The organism is Ruegeria sp. CDSC068 (assembly GCF_059610545.1).
Map to the genome: position 1 here is coordinate 646,004 of NZ_JBXWNV010000001.1, position 17,614 is coordinate 663,617.

At 56.8% G+C, this 17,614-nt stretch carries 20 protein-coding genes; 13 read left to right on the top strand and 7 right to left on the bottom strand.

From position 1 onward, the window contains the following. Positions 1–32 precede the first annotated feature (32 nt). From AC2FID_RS03090 to AC2FID_RS03115, 6 genes are all read left to right on the top strand, one after another. Complete coding sequence (locus AC2FID_RS03090) at positions 33–545, top strand: OmpH family outer membrane protein (RefSeq protein ID WP_496704263.1); 513 nt, start codon at positions 33–35, stop codon at positions 543–545. Between the two features lie 72 nt (positions 546–617). Next, positions 618–1,091 carry a 3-hydroxyacyl-ACP dehydratase FabZ gene (fabZ, locus tag AC2FID_RS03095; protein ID WP_480792879.1) on the top strand — a complete coding sequence of 158 codons (474 nt, stop codon included), beginning with the start codon at positions 618–620 and terminating at the stop codon, positions 1,089–1,091. Further along, a complete protein-coding gene (gene lpxA, locus AC2FID_RS03100) occupies positions 1,088–1,873 on the top strand; it encodes an acyl-ACP--UDP-N-acetylglucosamine O-acyltransferase (protein ID WP_058277897.1) in 786 nt (261 codons plus the stop codon). The genes fabZ and lpxA overlap by 4 nt, the downstream gene beginning before the upstream one ends. A gap of 3 nt (positions 1,874–1,876) precedes the next feature. Beyond that, positions 1,877–2,671 carry an LpxI family protein gene (locus AC2FID_RS03105; protein WP_496835342.1) on the top strand — a complete coding sequence of 265 codons (795 nt, stop codon included), beginning with the start codon at positions 1,877–1,879 and terminating at the stop codon, positions 2,669–2,671. After that, positions 2,671–3,837, top strand: a complete 1,167-nt coding sequence (gene lpxB / locus AC2FID_RS03110; protein WP_496835344.1) for a lipid-A-disaccharide synthase — start codon at positions 2,671–2,673, stop codon at positions 3,835–3,837. The genes AC2FID_RS03105 and lpxB overlap by 1 nt, the downstream gene beginning before the upstream one ends. Continuing rightward, positions 3,830–4,405 carry a hypothetical protein gene (locus AC2FID_RS03115; RefSeq protein WP_496835345.1) on the top strand — a complete coding sequence of 192 codons (576 nt, stop codon included), beginning with the start codon at positions 3,830–3,832 and terminating at the stop codon, positions 4,403–4,405. Before lpxB ends, AC2FID_RS03115 begins: the two co-directional genes overlap by 8 nt. 10 nt (positions 4,406–4,415) lie before the next feature. Here the strand turns inward: AC2FID_RS03115 and mnmA are convergent, their stop codons facing one another. Next, on the bottom strand, positions 4,416–5,561 hold the full coding sequence (mnmA, locus tag AC2FID_RS03120; RefSeq protein WP_282168343.1) for a tRNA 2-thiouridine(34) synthase MnmA: 1,146 nt from the start codon (positions 5,559–5,561) through the stop codon (positions 4,416–4,418). A gap of 129 nt (positions 5,562–5,690) precedes the next feature. Here mnmA and sciP point away from each other — a divergent pair, with 129 nt between their 5' ends. From sciP to AC2FID_RS03145, 5 genes are all read left to right on the top strand, one after another. Continuing rightward, positions 5,691–5,984 carry a CtrA inhibitor SciP gene (gene sciP / locus AC2FID_RS03125; protein WP_108858661.1) on the top strand — a complete coding sequence of 98 codons (294 nt, stop codon included), beginning with the start codon at positions 5,691–5,693 and terminating at the stop codon, positions 5,982–5,984. Positions 5,985–6,066: 82 nt separating this feature from the next. Then, the gene (gene ctrA, locus AC2FID_RS03130; protein WP_113790658.1) at positions 6,067–6,783 is read left to right on the top strand and encodes a response regulator transcription factor CtrA; all 717 of its coding nucleotides are present in this window, start codon (positions 6,067–6,069) and stop codon (positions 6,781–6,783) included. A 124-nt stretch (positions 6,784–6,907) separates the two neighbouring features. Then, positions 6,908–9,034, top strand: coding sequence for an NAD-dependent DNA ligase LigA (ligA, locus tag AC2FID_RS03135; protein ID WP_496835348.1), 2,127 nt, complete (start codon positions 6,908–6,910; stop codon positions 9,032–9,034). Continuing rightward, the gene (gene recG / locus AC2FID_RS03140) at positions 9,031–11,121 is read left to right on the top strand and encodes an ATP-dependent DNA helicase RecG (protein ID WP_496835637.1); all 2,091 of its coding nucleotides are present in this window, start codon (positions 9,031–9,033) and stop codon (positions 11,119–11,121) included. The genes ligA and recG overlap by 4 nt, the downstream gene beginning before the upstream one ends. A 111-nt stretch (positions 11,122–11,232) precedes the next feature. Beyond that, complete coding sequence (locus AC2FID_RS03145) at positions 11,233–11,355, top strand: hypothetical protein (RefSeq protein ID WP_255414864.1); 123 nt, start codon at positions 11,233–11,235, stop codon at positions 11,353–11,355. A gap of 187 nt (positions 11,356–11,542) precedes the next feature. Here AC2FID_RS03145 and AC2FID_RS03150 read toward each other — a convergent pair whose 3' ends face one another. Together AC2FID_RS03150 and AC2FID_RS03155 are read right to left on the bottom strand one after the other, a co-directional pair. Then, the gene (locus AC2FID_RS03150) at positions 11,543–12,181 is read right to left on the bottom strand and encodes a MarC family protein (RefSeq protein WP_058277905.1); all 639 of its coding nucleotides are present in this window, start codon (positions 12,179–12,181) and stop codon (positions 11,543–11,545) included. Positions 12,182–12,240: 59 nt separating this feature from the next. Further along, positions 12,241–12,693: an iron-sulfur cluster assembly scaffold protein gene (locus AC2FID_RS03155; protein ID WP_282168340.1), complete on the bottom strand. Its 453-nt coding sequence runs from the start codon at positions 12,691–12,693 to the stop codon at positions 12,241–12,243. Positions 12,694–12,741: 48 nt separating this feature from the next. On the opposite strand from AC2FID_RS03155, the gene hisI reads away from it, so the two are divergent. Then, complete coding sequence (hisI, locus tag AC2FID_RS03160) at positions 12,742–13,131, top strand: phosphoribosyl-AMP cyclohydrolase (protein WP_496835351.1); 390 nt, start codon at positions 12,742–12,744, stop codon at positions 13,129–13,131. A gap of 6 nt (positions 13,132–13,137) precedes the next feature. Here hisI and gluQRS read toward each other — a convergent pair whose 3' ends face one another. The 4 genes from gluQRS to AC2FID_RS03180 all read right to left on the bottom strand — a co-directional run bounded on the left by gluQRS (position 13,138) and on the right by AC2FID_RS03180 (position 17,073). Continuing rightward, entirely contained in the window at positions 13,138–14,034 is an 897-nt protein-coding gene (gluQRS, locus tag AC2FID_RS03165) for a tRNA glutamyl-Q(34) synthetase GluQRS (protein WP_496835353.1), read from the bottom strand. Continuing rightward, the gene (locus AC2FID_RS03170; RefSeq protein ID WP_496835355.1) at positions 14,031–14,645 is read right to left on the bottom strand and encodes a class I SAM-dependent DNA methyltransferase; all 615 of its coding nucleotides are present in this window, start codon (positions 14,643–14,645) and stop codon (positions 14,031–14,033) included. Before AC2FID_RS03170 ends, gluQRS begins: the two co-directional genes overlap by 4 nt. Positions 14,646–14,682: 37 nt before the next feature. Then, positions 14,683–16,023: a methylenetetrahydrofolate--tRNA-(uracil(54)-C(5))-methyltransferase (FADH(2)-oxidizing) TrmFO gene (gene trmFO / locus AC2FID_RS03175; protein ID WP_496835357.1), complete on the bottom strand. Its 1,341-nt coding sequence runs from the start codon at positions 16,021–16,023 to the stop codon at positions 14,683–14,685. Positions 16,024–16,287: 264 nt separating this feature from the next. Continuing rightward, positions 16,288–17,073: an enoyl-CoA hydratase gene (locus AC2FID_RS03180; protein WP_496835358.1), complete on the bottom strand. Its 786-nt coding sequence runs from the start codon at positions 17,071–17,073 to the stop codon at positions 16,288–16,290. Between the two features lie 58 nt (positions 17,074–17,131). Between AC2FID_RS03180 and AC2FID_RS03185 the strand changes: the two genes are divergently transcribed. Then, positions 17,132–17,575, top strand: a complete 444-nt coding sequence (locus AC2FID_RS03185) for a PaaI family thioesterase (protein WP_496835360.1) — start codon at positions 17,132–17,134, stop codon at positions 17,573–17,575. The last annotated feature ends 39 nt before the right edge of the window (positions 17,576–17,614 follow it).

A 17,614-nucleotide genomic window follows, 5' to 3' on the forward strand; every position in this document is an offset into this window, starting at 1 on the left:
GGGCCCTGTGCGTTTTTCTGGCGCTGGCCTGCATGTCGACAGCTCAGGCGCAGCAATTAGGCGTTCCTCAGGCGAATGTACTGACCTTGTCCAGCGACCGGTTGTTTTCCGAGTCGCAATTCGGTCGGCGCGTCCTGCGCGAGATCGAAACCGAAGGTGCATTGCTGGCCGATGAGAATGAACGAATTGTCGCTGAGCTCAGCAGGGAAGAAAAAGACCTGACCGAAAAGCGCGCAGAATTGCCAACCGAAGAGTTTCGCCCTCTGGCCGAGGCGTTCGACAACAAGGTTCAGACACATCGCGAAAGTCAGCGCGCGAAACTGGACGCCCTTGCGCGCCAAAGCGAAGAAGCGCGGCAGACTTTTCTGGTTCTTGTGCAGCCGATCCTGATCGAGTTGTTGCGCGAGTCCGGGGCGTCGGTCGTTATCGAACGTTCCAATGTTTTTCTCAGCGCGGACCGAACTGATGTGACGGACACGGCGATTGCGCGGATCAATGAACAGATTGGCGATGGCAGCCAACTTGAAGAAGAAATCAAAGAATAGGTTTGCTTGCCCTTAAGGCGCGGTGTTGCTAACCACGCGACAAAGAAAAATCCAGAACGGGACGACTGCACTATGACTACGGAAACCAAAAGCGCAGACATTCAGCTGATCCAGCGGATATTGCCTCACCGCTATCCGTTTCTGCTGGTCGACAAGGTCGTTGATATCTCGGGCTATCAATCGGCGGTTGGCATCAAGAATGTCACCATGAACGAGCCGCATTTCCAAGGGCATTTCCCCGGAACCCCGATCATGCCGGGCGTGACCATTGTCGAGGCGATGGCACAGACGGCGGGCGTCATGCTGGGTGTTGGCATGGACGTGATCGACAGCGAACTGCTGATCTATTTCATGAACATCGACAAATGCAAATTCCGTCGCAAGGTGATCCCAGGTGACGTGCTTGAGATGCATGTCGAAACGGTTCGCGGTAAAAAGGGTGGCAAGATCTTCAAATTCAGTGGCCGTGCCACGGTCGAAGGAGAGGTCGCGGCCGAGGCTGAGTTTTCGGCCTATGTCGATTGGGACATGGAAAAGACCACATGAGCGGCATCCATCCAAGCGCAATCATCGAAGAAGGCGCGCAGATTGGTGAAGGCTGCGTCGTAGGTCCGTTTTGCTATGTGGGTCCTCAGGTCAAGCTTGCGGATCGGGTCGAGCTGAAATCGCATGTTGTGGTGACCGGCGATACCTCGGTTGGTGAAGAGACCGTGATCTTCAACTTTTCGGTCATTGGAGAGATCCCACAGGATTTGAAGTTCGGTGGTGAGAATACGCGCCTTGAGATCGGCAAACGCAATCGGATTCGCGAACATGTCACGGTGAATACCGGGACCGATGGTGGCGGCGGCGTTACGCGGATTGGGGATGATTGCCTGCTGATGGCGGGCGTGCATGTGGCCCACGATGTCCAGATTGGCAATCGGGTGATCATGGTGAACCATGCCGGCGCAGCGGGTCATTGCATCATTGAGGATGACGTGATTGTCGGTGGTATCTCTGGATTGCATCAGTGGGTCCGCGTCGGACGTGGCGCGATCATCGGCGCGTTGACCATGGTTCCAAATGACGTGATCCCATATGGCCTGGTTCAGGCGCCGCGTGGCGAACTTGATGGTCTAAATCTCGTCGGCCTCAAACGGCGCGGTGTCTCACGTGAGGATATTGCCGCTTTGCGGGCGGCCTTCCGCGAATTGTCGACTGGCGATGGTACGTTCATGGAGCGCGCGCACCGGGTCGGCACGGATAACGAAAGTGAATACGTTCAGCGGATCGTCGATTTCGTGACCGGACATTCGGATCGGTCTTTCCTTACACCGGGGAAATAAACAATGCTGGCGCTGATTGCTGGAACAGGCGTTTTGCCGGGTGAAGTTGTCGCGCAACTGTCCGACCGCCCGGTGGTCTGCGCGATGGAGGGGTTCCGTCCTGACACTCTGACCCCGGATGTCGAGTTTCCCCTGGAACAGGTTGGAACCTTTATCGCCGACATCAAGGCGCGGGGTGTGACCCAGATCTGCATGGCAGGTGCCGTCGGCCGCCCGCCCATTGATCCTGCAAGGATCGATGCTGCAACAATGCCTTTGGTCCCAATCTTGCAACAAGCCATCATGTCCGGCGATGATGCGGCGCTGCGCGCGGTTATCGGCATTTTTGAGGATGCAGGTCTGGAGGTTAAGGCAGCCCAGGAAATCGCGCCGAACCTTCTTCCGAAACTGGGATGTCTGACGCAGGCGCAACCGTCTGAGGCCGATCTGACGGATGCGGATCGTGCATCGGGTATCGTCCGGGCGATGGGTGCTGCGGATGTTGGGCAGGCCTGTGTGGTTTCAAAACGGCAGGCGCTGGCGATTGAGGGTATCTTCGGCACGGCATGGATGTTGCAGTCTCTGACTCAGCGCCCCGATGCGGGCGGCGGCATTTTGTTCAAAGCCCCGAAACCAGATCAGGACGTTCGTGCAGATCTGCCTGTGATCGGGCCTGATACTGTGTCCGGCGCAGTTGCGGCGGGGCTGTCGGGAATTGTGATCGAAAAGGGCGGCGTCCTTGTGCTTGAGAAAGACCGCGTGATTGCGGAATGTGATAGGCTGGGCCTGTTTTTGTATGTCCGCGAGCGGACGAACTGATGCGGGTTTTCGTCGTCGCCGGTGAACCTTCGGGGGACCGGCTTGGCGGGGCTTTGATGGAAGGCCTGCGCGCGCTGGTACCCGGAGTTGAATTTCAGGGTGTTGGCGGCCCGCTGATGCAGGCACAAGGGTTGGACAGCCTTTTTCCCATGTCCGAATTGTCGGTTATGGGACTGGTCGAGGTTCTCCCCAAGTTTTTTCACCTCAAACGTCGGATTTCTGAGACAGCGCAGGCTGTTCTGGATAGCAATCCAGATGTTCTGATCACCATCGACAGTCCCGATTTCTCATTGCGGGTTGCCAAGCTGGTCAAAGCGCAAAGTACTATTCGCACAGTTCATTATGTCGCCCCCAGCGTCTGGGCCTGGCGTCCCGGGCGTGCGGACAAGATGGCCAAGGTCATCGATCATGTGCTGGCGCTGTTGCCATTCGAGCCGCCCTATATGCAGCGCGCGGGGATGGAATGTGACTTTGTCGGGCACCCGGTGGTCAGCGAACCAGTGGCGACCGAACAAGACATTCAGGCTTTTCGCGCTGCGTACGGCCTAGGCCAATCGCCCATTGTTCTGGCCTTGCCCGGTTCGCGGGGGGGTGAGGTGGATCGTCTGGCTCCGGTCTTTGGTCAGGCGTTAAGCCTGTTTTTGAAACAGCGCCCTGACACGCGCGTTGTCGTGCCAGCTGTGGCCCATATGGTTGATGCGGTCACCGAACATGTTCAGGACTGGCCAGGGTCGCCCGTCGTGGTTGCCCCCCGAGACTTGCCCTCTGATCAGGCTCAGGCGCAGAAAAGGGCGGCTTTTGCTGCGGCCGATCTTGCGCTGGCGGCGTCTGGGACAGTTTCATTGGAACTGGCGGCACAGGCCACGCCAATGGTGATTGCCTACAACCTGAACTGGCTGACGACACTGATCGCAAAGCGCATGGTGAATTTGGACACAGCGACCCTTGTCAATCTGGTGTCTGAAACGCGCGCGGTTCCTGAATGCCTGCTGGATGATTGCGAGCCGGATAAGATTGCCACGGCATTGTCGGACGTGGCCACCAGTCCGGATGCGCAGCGCAGCGCTATGGACGTGACCATGGATCGTCTGGGCCGGGGTGGTGAAGCGCCAGGTCTGCGCGCCGCCCGAGCGGTTTTGAACAGGCTGCCCAATCGCCATGATTGAACACACCCTGTTCGCATTTTCCGCTGCGATCGTGACCATATCAACTAACCTGGACAATCTGGTCATCCTGTTTGGCCTGATCATGGTGATGGAGACGCGCCGGGCCATGTTTGGTTTTGCGGCCGCGCAAATGATAATTCTGAGCCTGTCGCTTGTGATTGCCAGCGGGCTGGATCACAGTCGGTTCCTGAACTGGGTCGGCTACCTTGGGGTTATCCCGCTGTCTCTGGGCCTTTATGGCATCTGGCGACAACGGAAAGGCTCGGGCGGGCGTCAACTGCCCGATACTGGGGCTATCACCTCAGTCGTCGCGCTGTTTTTGACGCTATCGATTGACACGCTTGCGGCTATGACTCCGCTGTTCGCGGATTCGACGCCAGCGTTTCGGTTGACGGCCATGGTCGGGGCCGGGTGTGCACTGGCGACACTAATCGGAATTGCAAGTTGGGGCGCACCACGCGCACAGGTTTTAGGGCCGCGTTTTGCCCGCCTTGATAGGATTGCGCCTTACATCATGGTGGCAGTCGGACTGTATATTCTGGTGAACAGCCCGACCGACGTCTTGTAATCTGGACGCCTCAGTAACCGCGCCAGATCCAGCCGCCGCCGTATATGCGGCTGCTTTCATTGGAGTAGAACACACAGGCCTGACCGGGCGAAATGCCTTCCTCAGGTGTCAGCAATTCGACTTCGGCAGTCGTTTCAGACAGAGGTCGAACAATCGCCTCACGCGGCGGGCGGGTCGACCGCACCTTAACCGACAGATGCCATTCGTCACGCGAAGTAAAAGGTTCATCCCCCAGCCAGTTGATCTCGCGCACCGGAACGGTCCGGGTTGCTAGCAGCTCTTTCGGGCCAACGACAACCTGCTTTTTGTCTACGTCCAGCTTCACCACATACAAAGGCTCGCTTAGCCCGCCGATACCCAGACCGCGGCGTTGACCGATGGTGTAGTGGATGACGCCATTGTGCTGCGCCAGCACCCGACCGTCGGAATGTACGATCTCACCTGGTTCCGCCGCACCGGGGCGCAGCTTTTCGATCACACTGGCATAGTTGCCATCGGGCACAAAGCAGATGTCCTGACTGTCGGGCTTGTCCGCCACTGACAGGCCATATTGCGCGGCCATTTCTCGGGTCGCATCCTTCGAGGGCAGGTGGCCCAGAGGGAAGCGGAGAAAGTCCAATTGTTCGGGCGTGGTCGAAAACAGGAAATAAGATTGATCCCGGTTCGCATCCTCGGCGCTGTGCAGTTCCGGCCCGTTCGCGCCCATCTTGCGCTGGATATAATGGCCAGTCGCCATGCAGTCGGCTTCAAGGTCCTTGGCGGTTTCCAGGAGGTCCTTGAACTTCACGCGCTCGTTGCACCGGATACATGGGACCGGAGTCGCTCCGGCCAGATAGCTGTCGGCGAATTCGTCGATCACAGCATCTTTGAAGATGTTCTCGTAATCCAGAACGTAATGCGGAAAGCCGCGCTCCTCGGCCACACGCCGCGCGTCATGGATATCAATCCCCGCGCAACAGGCGCCTTTCTTGGCCAAGGCCGCACCGTGGTCATACAACTGCAGCGTCACGCCAACCACGTCATAGCCCTGATCGGCCAGATAAGCGGCAACAACTGAACTGTCGACGCCGCCAGACATGGCAACAACCACCCGCGTCTCTGACGGGGGTTTGGCAAAGCCAAGCGAGTTCAGCGGTGTCTCGGTATCGAGGGCCATGAAGATTCCAGTGCGCGTTAAGAAAGACCGGCAGAATATAGGAAAATTCTACACACTCTCAAGGGGCGGTTTCACGCGACATTAAGTAGGCTGTTGTCAGCTTTGTCGCAGCTGAAAAAGGGTCAACAGATGTATTTGCACAAAGTCGAAGGGCCAAGGTCCGTAACCCTGCCGGATGGAACGGTTTTATCGCGAAACGATCTGCCACCTGCTGAGACGACCAGATGGGTCGCTTCGCGCAAGGTCATTGTGGTGCGCGGCGTTCTATACGGGCTGATTTCGTTGTCGGACGCCAAAAAACGCTATGGGCTAAGCGATGAAGAGTTCAATTCTTGGGTTTCTGCGGTCGCTGAACACGGCGCGGATGCTCTGAAAGTGACGGCATTAAAAAAATATCGACAACCTAAAGATGAAAGTGAATAAATGATTCAACGGTAACGTCAGGTTAACCATTTTTGAGCAGTCTCAATTTGAATTGTTAAATTGACCCAAATTGGAGCAGTAAATGCGTATACTTCTTGTCGAGGATGATCCAACCACGTCGAAAAGCATTGAGCTGATGCTGACGCACGCCAACCTCAACGTCTATGCGACGGATCTGGGCGAGGAAGGCATCGATCTTGCCAAACTGTACGACTATGACTTGATCCTTCTGGACCTGAACCTGCCGGACATGAACGGTCACGAAGTATTGCGGCAGTTGCGCATTGCGCGGGTTGAAACACCCATCCTGATCCTATCGGGCGCTGATGACACCGAAAGCAAAATCAAGGGCTTTGGTTTTGGCGCAGACGATTACATGACCAAACCCTTCCACCGAGAGGAGCTGGTTGCCCGCATCCACGCAATCATCCGTCGGTCCAAGGGGCATTCCCAATCCATCATTCATACAGGTCGGGTCGCGGTGAACCTGGATGCCAAAACCGTTGAGGTTGAAGGTAAGGCTGTTCATCTTACTGGCAAGGAATACCAGATGCTCGAACTGCTCAGCTTGCGGAAGGGCACAACGCTGACCAAAGAGATGTTCCTGAACCATCTTTATGGCGGTATGGACGAGCCCGAGTTGAAAATTATTGACGTTTTCATCTGCAAACTGCGCAAGAAGCTCAGCAATGCGACCGGCGGCGAAAACTATATCGAAACCGTCTGGGGCAGGGGCTACGTGTTGCGCGATCCGCAAAGCAACAGCTTGGACGAACGTCGGATCGCTGTTGGAGCCTGACCTAAAATGAAATCTGGTCGCTGTAGGTTCAGGGCGACCCCCTCACTCATGGAACAGCACATCTGGACCTAGCCATGGCCTCGCCCTATCACTGGGTTCAAAGACTATGTGACAGGGCGAGGCCATGAGCGATTCAATTGCGGTAACAGAGCTGACGGAAGATCAAGCACGTGCCGAGCTGGCGCGACTTGCGGAATTGATTGCGCGGGCCAACACGCTGTATCACGCCGAGGACGCCCCAGAGATCTCGGACGCCGACTACGATGCGCTAAAGCGGCGAAACGCGGACATCGAGGCGCGTTTCCCCAAGTTGAAACGGCCCGACAGCCCCACAGATCAAGTGGGCGCAAGACCGGCGGAGGGATTTTCAAAACTCGTACACGCTGTCAGAATGATGTCCCTGGGCAATGCGTTCAACGATGAGGACGTTTCGGATTTTGACAGGTCAATCCGCAAATATCTGGGATTGAGCGACACGGCCGAGCTGGGTTTTACTGCTGAACCCAAGATTGACGGTCTGTCCCTATCGCTAAGATATGAACAGGGGAAGCTCGTGCAGGCGGCAACCCGAGGCGACGGCGAGATTGGTGAAAACGTGACTTCGAACGCGCGGACGATCTCGGACATTCCGCACAGCGTCCAAAACGCTCCGGATGTTCTGGAAGTACGCGGTGAAGTTTACATGTCGCATGAAGACTTCGATAAGCTGAACGCGCGACAGACGGAGTTGGGCGAAAAGATATTTTCAAATCCACGAAACGCTGCCGCAGGGTCGTTGAGGCAGCTTGACGCGAAAATCACACGATCCCGTCCGCTGCGGTTTTTCGCTTATGCCTGGGGTGAGTTGTCGGCCCCTTTGGCCGATACACAAATGGGTGCCATCGAACGGTTGGCGGAATTCGGTTTCTCAACCAACCCACTGACAGCATTGTGCGAAACAACAGATCAGTTGATCGGACATTACCGCAGAATCGAAGCCCAACGCGCCACTCTTGGCTATGACATCGACGGCGTTGTCTACAAGGTGAACGACTTGGCGCTGCAGGCCCGGTTGGGGTTCAGGTCCACGACCCCAAGATGGGCCATTGCGCATAAGTTTCCCGCTGAACTTGCATGGACAAGGCTAGAGGCCATCGACATTCAAGTGGGTCGCACGGGTGCGCTCAGCCCGGTTGCCCGGCTGCACCCGGTAACTGTTGGTGGCGTCGTCGTGTCCAATGCCACGCTGCATAACGAGGATTATGTCGCCGGTCGCGACGCAAAGGGCGGTACGATCCGTGATGGGAAAGATATTAGGGTCGGCGACTGGGTGCAGGTTTATCGCGCGGGCGACGTGATCCCAAAAGTGGCGGATGTCGATATTTCGAAACGTCCAGATGGCGCGCAACCTTATGATTTTCCCACAACCTGTCCGGAATGCGGCAGTGATGCGGTTCGGGAAGAAGGCGATGCCGTTAGACGTTGCACCGGTGGGATTATTTGCCCGGCGCAGGCTGTTGAAAAATTGAAACATTTCGTATCTCGGAAAGCGTTCGATATCGAAGGGCTGGGCGCCAAGCAGATTGAAATGTTCTACGATGACCCGGACTTGCCAATTAAAACCCCGGTGGACATCTTTACACTGCAGACCAGAGATGCGGCCAATCTCAACAAGCTCGCCAACCGTAAGGGTTGGGGTGCCCAAAGTGCCGGGAACCTTTGGGCTGCAATTGATGAAAAACGCCAAATCCCATTCGGACGCCTTCTTTTTGCATTGGGCATTCGACATGTCGGAGAGGCCGCATCGAATCTGATCGCGAACCACTATGGCTCCTGGCCAGAATTTGAACGCGCCGTCACCGCAGCCGCTGATTTCGAAGGTCCTGAGTGGGACGAGCTTTTGGGTATTGATGGCGTAGGTGACGTCATGGCGCGCGCGTTGGTTTCTGCATTTGCTCAGGACGCAGAACGCGCCAGCATCGACGCTTTGGTCGAGCAATTGGACGTGCAGGACGCCAAACGACCCGACACATCGGGCAGTCCGGTGGCTGGCAAGACGGTTGTCTTTACAGGGTCACTTGAAAAGATGACCCGCGCCGAAGCCAAGGCCCGGGCCGAGGCCCTGGGGGCCAAGGTCTCTGGTTCGGTCAGCAAGAAGACCGATTTGCTGGTAGCAGGCCCGGGTGCGGGCTCCAAGGCCAAGAAGGCAGCAGAACTTGGTATCGAGACGCTGGACGAAGATGAATGGCTGCACCTGATCGGCACCGCATGAGCGGCCGCCCTGAAATCCTGTTTCCCCTTTTCGCGGGGCTGGAGACGCTGGAAGGCGTTGGCCCCAAAACTGCGCAGACAATGGTGCAGGCGGGGATCGAGTCGCCGCGTGATGTGCTGTTCGGCTTGCCCTACGCTGTCGTGGACCGGAGGCGGCGCGATACAATCCAGGGGGCTGATCTGCCAACGACATTGACGGTTGAGGTCACGGTCGGTACCCACCGACCGTCGCGAAGCAAGGGCGGGGCCTACCGCGTTCACGTCGAAGACACGCAGACCGAGTTTCAGTTGGTCTTTTTCCACGCGCGTGGCGACTATTTGAAAAAAGTTCTACCGCAAGGCAGCCGTCGTGTGATCTCTGGCAAGCTCGAACTGTTCGACGGCATGGCGCAGATGGTCCATCCAGATCACATGCTGCCCGTGGAAAGCGCGGATGACATTCCTGAGTTCGAGCCGGTTTATCACCTGACGCAGGGCATCACCCAAAAGACGGCGTACAAGGCGGCACGTAGCGCATTGACCCGCGCACCAAAGCTGGCTGAGTGGATTGACCCTGCGCAAGTGTCAAAACAGGGCTGGGCGGATTGGGCCACGGCTGTATCCGCGGCACACAATCCACAGGGGGCGGATGATGTGGCCGCGCATGCGCCAGCCCGGGAACGCCTTGCCTATGATGAGCTTTTTGCCCATCAGGTGACGCTGGCTCTGGCGCGACAACGCGAGCGGAAGGCCCGGGGCATCGTGAGCGTCGGCACTGGTACTCTGCAAGCTAAAGTTCTTGCTAATCTGCCTTACAAACCCACCGGGGCCCAGGCGCGGGCGATCAAGGAAATAACCGCCGACATGGGCTCGGACGCACGGATGAACCGATTGCTGCAAGGCGATGTGGGCGCAGGGAAGACCTTGGTCGCCTTCATGGCACTTCTGGTCGCGGTCGAGGCTGGTGGACAGGGTGTCATGATGGCGCCGACCGAGATTCTGGCCAGGCAGCATTTGGAAGGCCTGCGCCCGCTTGCCGAAGAGGCCGGAGTCGTTCTGGAAATCCTGACGGGACGGGACAAGGGCGCCGAACGGCGTGCAAAGTTGGCCGCCCTAAAACAGGGCGATATTCACATCCTTGTCGGCACCCACGCAGTGTTTCAAAGCGATGTGGAGTTCCACACCCTGCGACTTGCCATTGTGGACGAACAGCACCGGTTTGGGGTCCGACAAAGGATGGAGCTGTCCGAAAAAGGGCAGGGCGCGGATGTTCTGGTGATGACCGCGACACCGATTCCGCGCAGCCTGGCTTTGGCGCAATATGGGGACATGGACGTCTCTGTTCTGGATGAAAAACCACCGGGGCGGAAACCGATCAAAACGGCGATTATCAGCACCGAGCGTATGGATGACGTCGTGGCGCATTTGCGTCGGGCTATCGATGAAGGACGTCAGTGCTATTGGGTCTGTCCGCTGGTCGATGAATCCGAAGTCTCGGACCTGACGGCAGCGGAAGAGCGGTTCAAACGGCTGCGTGCCATACTGGGCGAGGGTATTGTCGGCCTGGTCCATGGCCAGATGCCCGCGTCCGACAAGGATGCCGCAATGGCCGCGTTTCAAGAGGGCCGAACAAAAGTACTTGTTGCCACGACTGTAATCGAGGTTGGCGTGAATGTTCCGAACGCCTCGATCATGGTGATCGAACGGGCTGAGATATTCGGGTTGGCTCAACTACACCAGCTGCGCGGCCGCGTGGGACGGGGTGAGGCGGACTCGACCTGCTTGTTGATGTATCAACCCCCGCTCAGTGAAGGTGGGCGCAAACGGCTGGAAGTTCTGCGTGAGACCGAAGACGGGTTCCGGATATCAGAGACTGACCTGCAGATGCGCGGCGCAGGTGACCTGATCGGTACGGCCCAATCCGGGTTGCCTAAATTCCGGATTGCGGACCTGGAAAGCCAGGCCGGATTGATGGCTGTAGCACAGACGGACGCACGCAATTTGCTTAGCAAAGACCCGACCCTGGCCACGGAACGTGGGCAGGCGGTGCGTGTTCTACTTTGGCTTATGAAACAGGATCAGGCAATCCGTTTAATTTCAGTGGGTTAGTAAATTAGTTCCGCAAAGTTCACAAATGTTCTCAAAAAGTTCTTTACCGACTCGGTAAAATATGAGAACAAAAGGTCAACAAAGGATTAAAACCCGACCGGAGGTGAGACCATGCTGACCCAGATCAAGACCGCCATAAGCCGTTCGCATTCAACGCTATTGCAGGATGCGGCAGGTGCGGTGTCATTGGTGGTGATGCTGGTGGTTGCCCTTCACCTTCCCGGAGCGTTCTGACCATTTCTGCTTGCGATCTCGTGCCGAAAACTCCGCGCCGTCGTCCCCATTTCTGTCAAGGGTGACCTGCCTGTCCCAATTCCCTTGAAAGGGCCATGCCTCGGCCCTGCGCGGAAATACGGATCCCACGCGAGACACGCATTGCCTACCGCCGCCCTTTCCGCCCGGAAGGAGCGGCGGTTTTTTTTTACAACTGTCCCGTTTTGAAGATTTCAAGCATCGCCGACAGCACGGAATTTACCGCAACCGATGCCAGGATCATCCCCATGATGCGGCTGATAATGGCAGCACCGGAATGGCCAATCAGTCGAATGATCGGTTCGGCCAGCAGCATCAAAACAAAGGCGATGGCCACGACAGACAACATAACCAATGCCGTGATGCCTTGATCCGCCACGCTGAACCGGTTGTTGTCAGTCAGGATAACCACGGCCAGCATTGCACCCGGCGACGCCAGTGAGGGTACCGCCAACGGAAAGATCGCGGGGTTGGGCTTATGGAATTTGTCTTCCTGATCGTCTTCTGCTGCGCGTTGTTCAACCTCTTGTTTGCTTTCGCCAAAGATCATCGTCAGGGCGAACAGGAACAGGATGATCCCTCCGGCCACTTGGAACGAGTTCAACCCGATATCCAGCGCCTCGATCAGCAGTTGTCCAAAGACAAGGAAGAACAGCAAAACCCCGGCACTTATGAACGCCGCCAACAGGGCTGTTTTACGACGCGCCGCCGCCCCAAGCCCGGCTGTAACGGCGATAAATACGGGAATTGTTCCAATCGGATCAATAACGACCCACAGGGTAACAAAATGTTCCAGCAAACTATTCAAACCAAATTCTCCCCAAAACTTTGGCGGAGGTTAGATGGGTTTGAATTGAATTACCATCTTCAGGCGCAGTTGGCCTGTTCGGCTTTTTCCATAGCTTCAGCAATAGCATCCAACGCCAGCAGAATCGAAGCGTGCCGGTTCTTGTAATCACGCGCAGGCATAAGAACTTCCAGCCCGTTAAACGGTGCGTCCGGAGCAGGGCCGTCTTTCTTCAGCATAGCCGACAGTTGATCCCGCGCGGTTTCGATTTGCGCGCGCGTGGTTCCTATTACAGCGGATCCAACGACCGAGGCCGAGGCCTGACCCAGGGCGCAGGCCTTAACGTCCTGACCAAAGTCGGACACGTGACCGTCCTCAACCTTGACGTCCACGGTCACGGTCGATCCGCACAATGGCGAGCGTTTCTTGACGGTCGCATCAGGGTTTTCCAGTCGTTCCAGATGCGGAATATCCGCAGCCAGGGCCAGAATGCGCCCGGAATACAGCTTTATCAGGTCGTTCTCGCCAGACATGGCTTTCCCTCGTTGCGTGTTCCCCATACATAGTGGCCATCCACCGGGATGCAAAAGGTTTTTACAATGTCCGAGACCGTCACTTTCGATCTGTCTAGCCTGAAGTTTAACGACGCCGGTCTGATCCCGGCGATCGCACAGGATGAAGCCTCTGGCGAGGTGTTGATGATGGCGTGGATGAACGCAGAAGCGGTTGAAAAAACTCTTGAAACGCGCCGCGTGACGTATTGGTCGCGTTCACGTCAGTCGTTCTGGATCAAGGGCGAAACCTCGGGGCATGTTCAGGAACTGATCGATTTCCGCGTCGATTGTGATCGCGACTGCCTGCTGGTCCTGGTGCGACAGGCCGGCGCGGCGTGTCATACGAACCGGCGCACCTGTTTCTACACCGCAGTGCGGGATGGTGAAGAGGTCGAGCTAATGCGGCCGATGGACTAGGGTCGGTCACAGCCCGACCATGGCCCGAACCTGTTCTGCGGAAATCCCGTCGGCACGATACTTGGAAATTGCTCGCGCATCGTCGCGTTTGGCCAAGCGTTTGGCTGCATCATCTCGGATCAGTTTATGATGGTGATAAACAGGTGTCGGCAAGCCGAGCAGGGCCTGCAACAGAACATGGATACGCGTCGCCTCGAACAGGTCCTGACCGCGCACGACATGAGTTACGCCTTGCGCTGCGTCATCCAGAACGACGGATAGATGATAGGACGTTCCCATATCGCGCCGGGACAATACGACGTCTCCGATTGTGTCCCGTAACTCATCAGCAGTGAAAGTGACGGGCCCCGTTTCCCCTTCCGGACCCGCCCCTGTTTCTTCGAAAACTGCCGTTTTTGTATACGGTTGAGCGGCAGTCCTAAACAAATCTGGAACTACACGTGCAGCCACTTCAATGTCCAGTCGAAGGGGCAAATCTTGTGGAATCGGCCCCGATCGCTCTGAAACATGCCTGCACGTGCCCGGATAAATGATCCCATCCGGCCCATGCAGAGGAACTCCTTCCTGCGGTGCCCCGGCGGCGGCGGCAATGTCCCGACGGTTGCAGGTACAAGGGTACAATAGACCTTGGGACCACAACGTTTTCAGCGCCTTTTCATAAGTCGACACACGAGACGATTGCCGCATCACGGGTTCTGGCCAGGTCAATCCAAGCCAGGTCAAATCGTCATAAATCTGCTCTTCCCAATTTGCCCGGCAGCGGGAGCGGTCGATGTCTTCGATCCGCAACAAAAATTGACCGCCTTCAGCGGCGGCCATATCACTGGCAAGAAGTGCAGAATAGGCATGGCCAAGATGAAGCGGCCCCGTAGGAGATGGGGCGAATCTGGTAATAAATGTCACGTCTTCTCAACAACATATACGTCAGATTTAAGGTCCATCCCGGGAAGATGCGGCCCGTATTCCCGAAACAACAACCGCGCAGCGCCCATGTCCAGCCAATCGTTCAAACGGGTGGTGAAGGACGGGTCGTCAAGTGTGTGATCGTTGAAGGAAAAGGCCAGTAAGCCACCTTTGGGTAGCGCCTTCATCAACAGGTCGAATGTCTCTGGCGGTGCGGCGCCGGTTCCGATCACGCCAATCGCTGTGATTGCCTTATAGGCATCTTGCTCCAGCGGTTCCGGATCGGTGATCTCAAACGTAGTGAGTTTTCTGTAAACCTCCTTGGCGGCGGCCCCTTCAAGCATCTTTGGCGTGGGATCCACACCATCGATTACCTGAAATCCCGTATCGTGCAGGGCTTTGCCGGACAGACCCGTGCCACAACCGTAATCCAGAACAGGCGTCTGCGGTTCGGGCATCTGGGACCAAAGTGCCTCGGCCACGCGGCCAGGCGTGGCGTAGCCATGTGACCCCACTTCGGCGTCGTATGACGAGGCCCACTTCTGATAATGCGTACGGGTCGCTTCGGGCGTATCAAGCCCGTAGGCGTCTTTGAGGTATTTGTCGCTCATACCCGTATGTTAGGCCGGTAGGGTGCAATGCGTCCAGTCAGCAATGCGCCAGCCAGTCTGTCCATTCCGTCTTGGCCCGGTCGGTGTAGGCCTTGTACCGGTCCTTACGGCCCCGGCGCCCCCCTTTGAGGCCATCAACCGGGCGAAACAGACCAAAGTTGACGTTCATGGGTTGAAAGGTCTTGGCTTCGGCCCCGCCGGTGATGTGATGTATCAACGCGCCCATTGCACTGTCCTGCGGGATCTCGGGCAGGGAACGCCCCAGGATCTCGGCAGCAGCCAGCCGCCCAGCCAACAAGCCCATTGCAGCGCTTTCCACATAACCCTCGACGCCGGTGATCTGGCCGGCAAACCGAATATTCGGCTTTGATTTCAGCCGCATCTGCGCGTCCAGCAATGTCGGAGAGTTGATGAACGTGTTGCGATGAATTCCGCCTAGGCGCGCGAAACTGGCATTCTCAAGACCGGGGATCATGCGGAATACGTCAGTTTGTGCACCATATTTCATTTTGGTCTGAAAGCCGACGATGTTGAACAACGTACCCAGTGCGTTGTCTCGGCGCAGTTGCACAACAGCATGAGGTTTGACGTCAGGCTGATGCGGATTTGTCAGGCCGACCGGTTTCATCGGGCCGTGGCGCAGCGTCTCGCGGCCCCGTTCCGCCATAACCTCGATGGGCAGGCAGCCGTCAAAATACCCGGCAGTTTCACCTTCGTGAAATTCGGTTTTGTCAGCGGATAGCAGGGCGTCAATGAAGGCCTCGTACTGATCGCGGTCCATGGGACAGTTCAGATAGGCCGTCCGCTCCTCTTCGGTTTCGCCCTTGTCATAACGTGACTGCATCCACGCCTGGCTCATGTCGATGCTGTCGGCATAGACAATGGGCGCGATCGCGTCGAAGAACGCCAGAGCCTCAGCACCTGTCTGAGCCCTGATTGACTCGCCCAGTGACGAGGACGTCAACGGACCCGTCGCGATGATCCAGTGGCCGTCGTCGGGCAGGGCGGTAACTTCTTCGCCCGTCACCTTGACCCGTGGATGGGCCTGCAGCTTGGCGGTCACTGCTTCGGCAAACGGATCACGATCCACGGCCAATGCGCCACCGGCGGGCAGGCGATGCGTATCGGCGGTGCCCATGATGATGCCGTTGGCTTCGCGCATTTCCCAATGCAGCAGACCGACGGCATTCTGTTCGTCGTCATCCGAGCGGAAGGAGTTCGAACACACCATCTCGGCCAGATTGCCGGTCTGGTGCGCAAAAGTGCCCACTTTGGGCCGCATTTCGTGGATTACAACGTCCACACCCATTTCCGCTGCTTGCCAGGCCGCCTCGGACCCTGCCATGCCGCCGCCAACTATATGCAATTTCTGTGTCATGAGGTGCCACATAGGGCACAGCATCGCGCAACGCAACACACGCAAGATTTCGCGTTGATTAGCTAGTAATTTAAGGAGGGTACTTGGGGTCGCCGCAGCGGGAATGTCAGCGCCGGTGAGAGAAACCAGCTTGGAGGGACCTTCCGCCTACAGCGACCCAAAAGCGTATTTGGGCCTAAGCCATGTCTCAGCTTTGCCACAGTGTGGCCCTTTTGAAAAGGACTAAATTGCGAACAGTCGCGAAAATTACCTTAAATAATCTCGTTATTGTTCCCAATTTGGCGGTCTTTTTTCGATAAATGCAGATATTCCTTCTTCGGTATCCCGATGCATCATATTCTGCGCCATTACCTCTCCGGTATAGGCGTAGGCCTGTTCGATCGGCATATCCAATTGCTTGTAATAGGCCTGTTTGCCCACTTTGACCGCTGATCCAAGCTTGTCCGCCAGTTGTTCGGCCAGCGCCATCGTTTCATGTTCCAACAACATTTCGGGTACTGCGCGATTGACCAGGCCCAGCTCTGTCGCGCGTTCTGCGGAGATGAACGCGCCTGTCGTCAACATCTCAAATGCCTGTTTCCGGGGGATATTCCGGCTGAGGGCCACCATTGGGGTCGAGCAAAACAACCCGATATTGACCCCGTTTACACCAAAGCGCGTGCCTTCGGCTGCAATCGCAAGATCACAAGTGGCCACCAGTTGGCAGCCGGCGGCTGTGGCGATGCCGTGGACTTGCGCGATCACGGGTTGCGGCAGGGATTGAATCGACAGCATCATTTTGGCGCACTGCGCGAACAAGTCCTGGAAGTAGGCTTTTCCCCCATCCTCGCTCTGACGTCCGGCAGTCATCTGTTTCAGATCGTGACCTGCACAAAACGCCTTGCCTTCGCCGGACAGGATCACGGCGCGAATGCTCGAGTCGTAACTTAAGGCGTCGAATTCAGCCTGAAGTGCTGCCAGCATCTCTTCGCTCAGAGCATTCAGGCGCTCTGGCGCGTTCATTTTCAACCGGGCAACGCCATTCATGTCGTTACGTTCCAGAATTCCCATCTTGCTCTCCGATCTGATGTCGGGCCAACTCTAGGGTGGCAATTCGAGGAGGGGAAGTATGTCGTTGGTTTTGAACCGCGAACAACTGTCAGATTATCTGGTCGAGGTGTTTCCGCAGGTCGAGAAGGACTTTGTTATAGACAGGCTGGATGAAAACTCAATCACAATGCGGCTGAAGGTCGGGGACAGACATCTGCGTCCAGGGGGGACAGTTTCGGGCCCGTCGATGTTCGGTCTGGCCGATGTCAGCGTCTATGCAATGATTCTTGCGTTGAAAGGACGTCAGTCGCTGGCTGTGACGACAGGGTGTTCGATGGATTTCATGCGAAAACCTGACGGGACCAACGATATGATCGCGCGCTGCAGCTTGCTGAAACTGGGCAAGACGCTTGCGGTAGGCGATGTTCTGATGTTCTCGGAAGGCTCTGTCAAACCCGTTGCGCGGGCTACGATGACCTATTCATTGCCACCTGCAGGGTCTGCAGCAGCGTCGTTTGGATAAAAAAGGGCCGGGTATGAAACCCGGCCTAGGAAGAGGTCC

Excerpts from the sequence above, each read along its gene's own strand:
- AC2FID_RS03090 (WP_496704263.1), top strand. The coding sequence starts at position 33 with ATGTCGACAGCTCAGGCGCAGCAATTAGGCGTTCCTCAGGCGAATGTA.
- fabZ (WP_480792879.1), top strand. The coding sequence starts at position 618 with ATGACTACGGAAACCAAAAGCGCAGACATTCAGCTGATCCAGCGGATA.
- lpxA (WP_058277897.1), top strand. The coding sequence starts at position 1,088 with ATGAGCGGCATCCATCCAAGCGCAATCATCGAAGAAGGCGCGCAGATT.
- AC2FID_RS03105 (WP_496835342.1), top strand. The coding sequence starts at position 1,877 with ATGCTGGCGCTGATTGCTGGAACAGGCGTTTTGCCGGGTGAAGTTGTC.
- lpxB (WP_496835344.1), top strand. The coding sequence starts at position 2,671 with ATGCGGGTTTTCGTCGTCGCCGGTGAACCTTCGGGGGACCGGCTTGGC.
- AC2FID_RS03115 (WP_496835345.1), top strand. The coding sequence starts at position 3,830 with ATGATTGAACACACCCTGTTCGCATTTTCCGCTGCGATCGTGACCATA.
- mnmA (WP_282168343.1), bottom strand. The coding sequence starts at position 5,561 with ATGGCCCTCGATACCGAGACACCGCTGAACTCGCTTGGCTTTGCCAAA.
- sciP (WP_108858661.1), top strand. The coding sequence starts at position 5,691 with ATGTATTTGCACAAAGTCGAAGGGCCAAGGTCCGTAACCCTGCCGGAT.
- ctrA (WP_113790658.1), top strand. The coding sequence starts at position 6,067 with ATGCGTATACTTCTTGTCGAGGATGATCCAACCACGTCGAAAAGCATT.
- ligA (WP_496835348.1), top strand. The coding sequence starts at position 6,908 with ATGAGCGATTCAATTGCGGTAACAGAGCTGACGGAAGATCAAGCACGT.
- recG (WP_496835637.1), top strand. The coding sequence starts at position 9,031 with ATGAGCGGCCGCCCTGAAATCCTGTTTCCCCTTTTCGCGGGGCTGGAG.
- AC2FID_RS03145 (WP_255414864.1), top strand. The coding sequence starts at position 11,233 with ATGCTGACCCAGATCAAGACCGCCATAAGCCGTTCGCATTCAACGCTA.
- AC2FID_RS03155 (WP_282168340.1), bottom strand. The coding sequence starts at position 12,693 with ATGTCTGGCGAGAACGACCTGATAAAGCTGTATTCCGGGCGCATTCTG.
- hisI (WP_496835351.1), top strand. The coding sequence starts at position 12,742 with ATGCAAAAGGTTTTTACAATGTCCGAGACCGTCACTTTCGATCTGTCT.
- AC2FID_RS03170 (WP_496835355.1), bottom strand. The coding sequence starts at position 14,645 with ATGAGCGACAAATACCTCAAAGACGCCTACGGGCTTGATACGCCCGAA.
- trmFO (WP_496835357.1), bottom strand. The coding sequence starts at position 16,023 with ATGACACAGAAATTGCATATAGTTGGCGGCGGCATGGCAGGGTCCGAG.
- AC2FID_RS03180 (WP_496835358.1), bottom strand. The coding sequence starts at position 17,073 with ATGGGAATTCTGGAACGTAACGACATGAATGGCGTTGCCCGGTTGAAA.
- AC2FID_RS03185 (WP_496835360.1), top strand. The coding sequence starts at position 17,132 with ATGTCGTTGGTTTTGAACCGCGAACAACTGTCAGATTATCTGGTCGAG.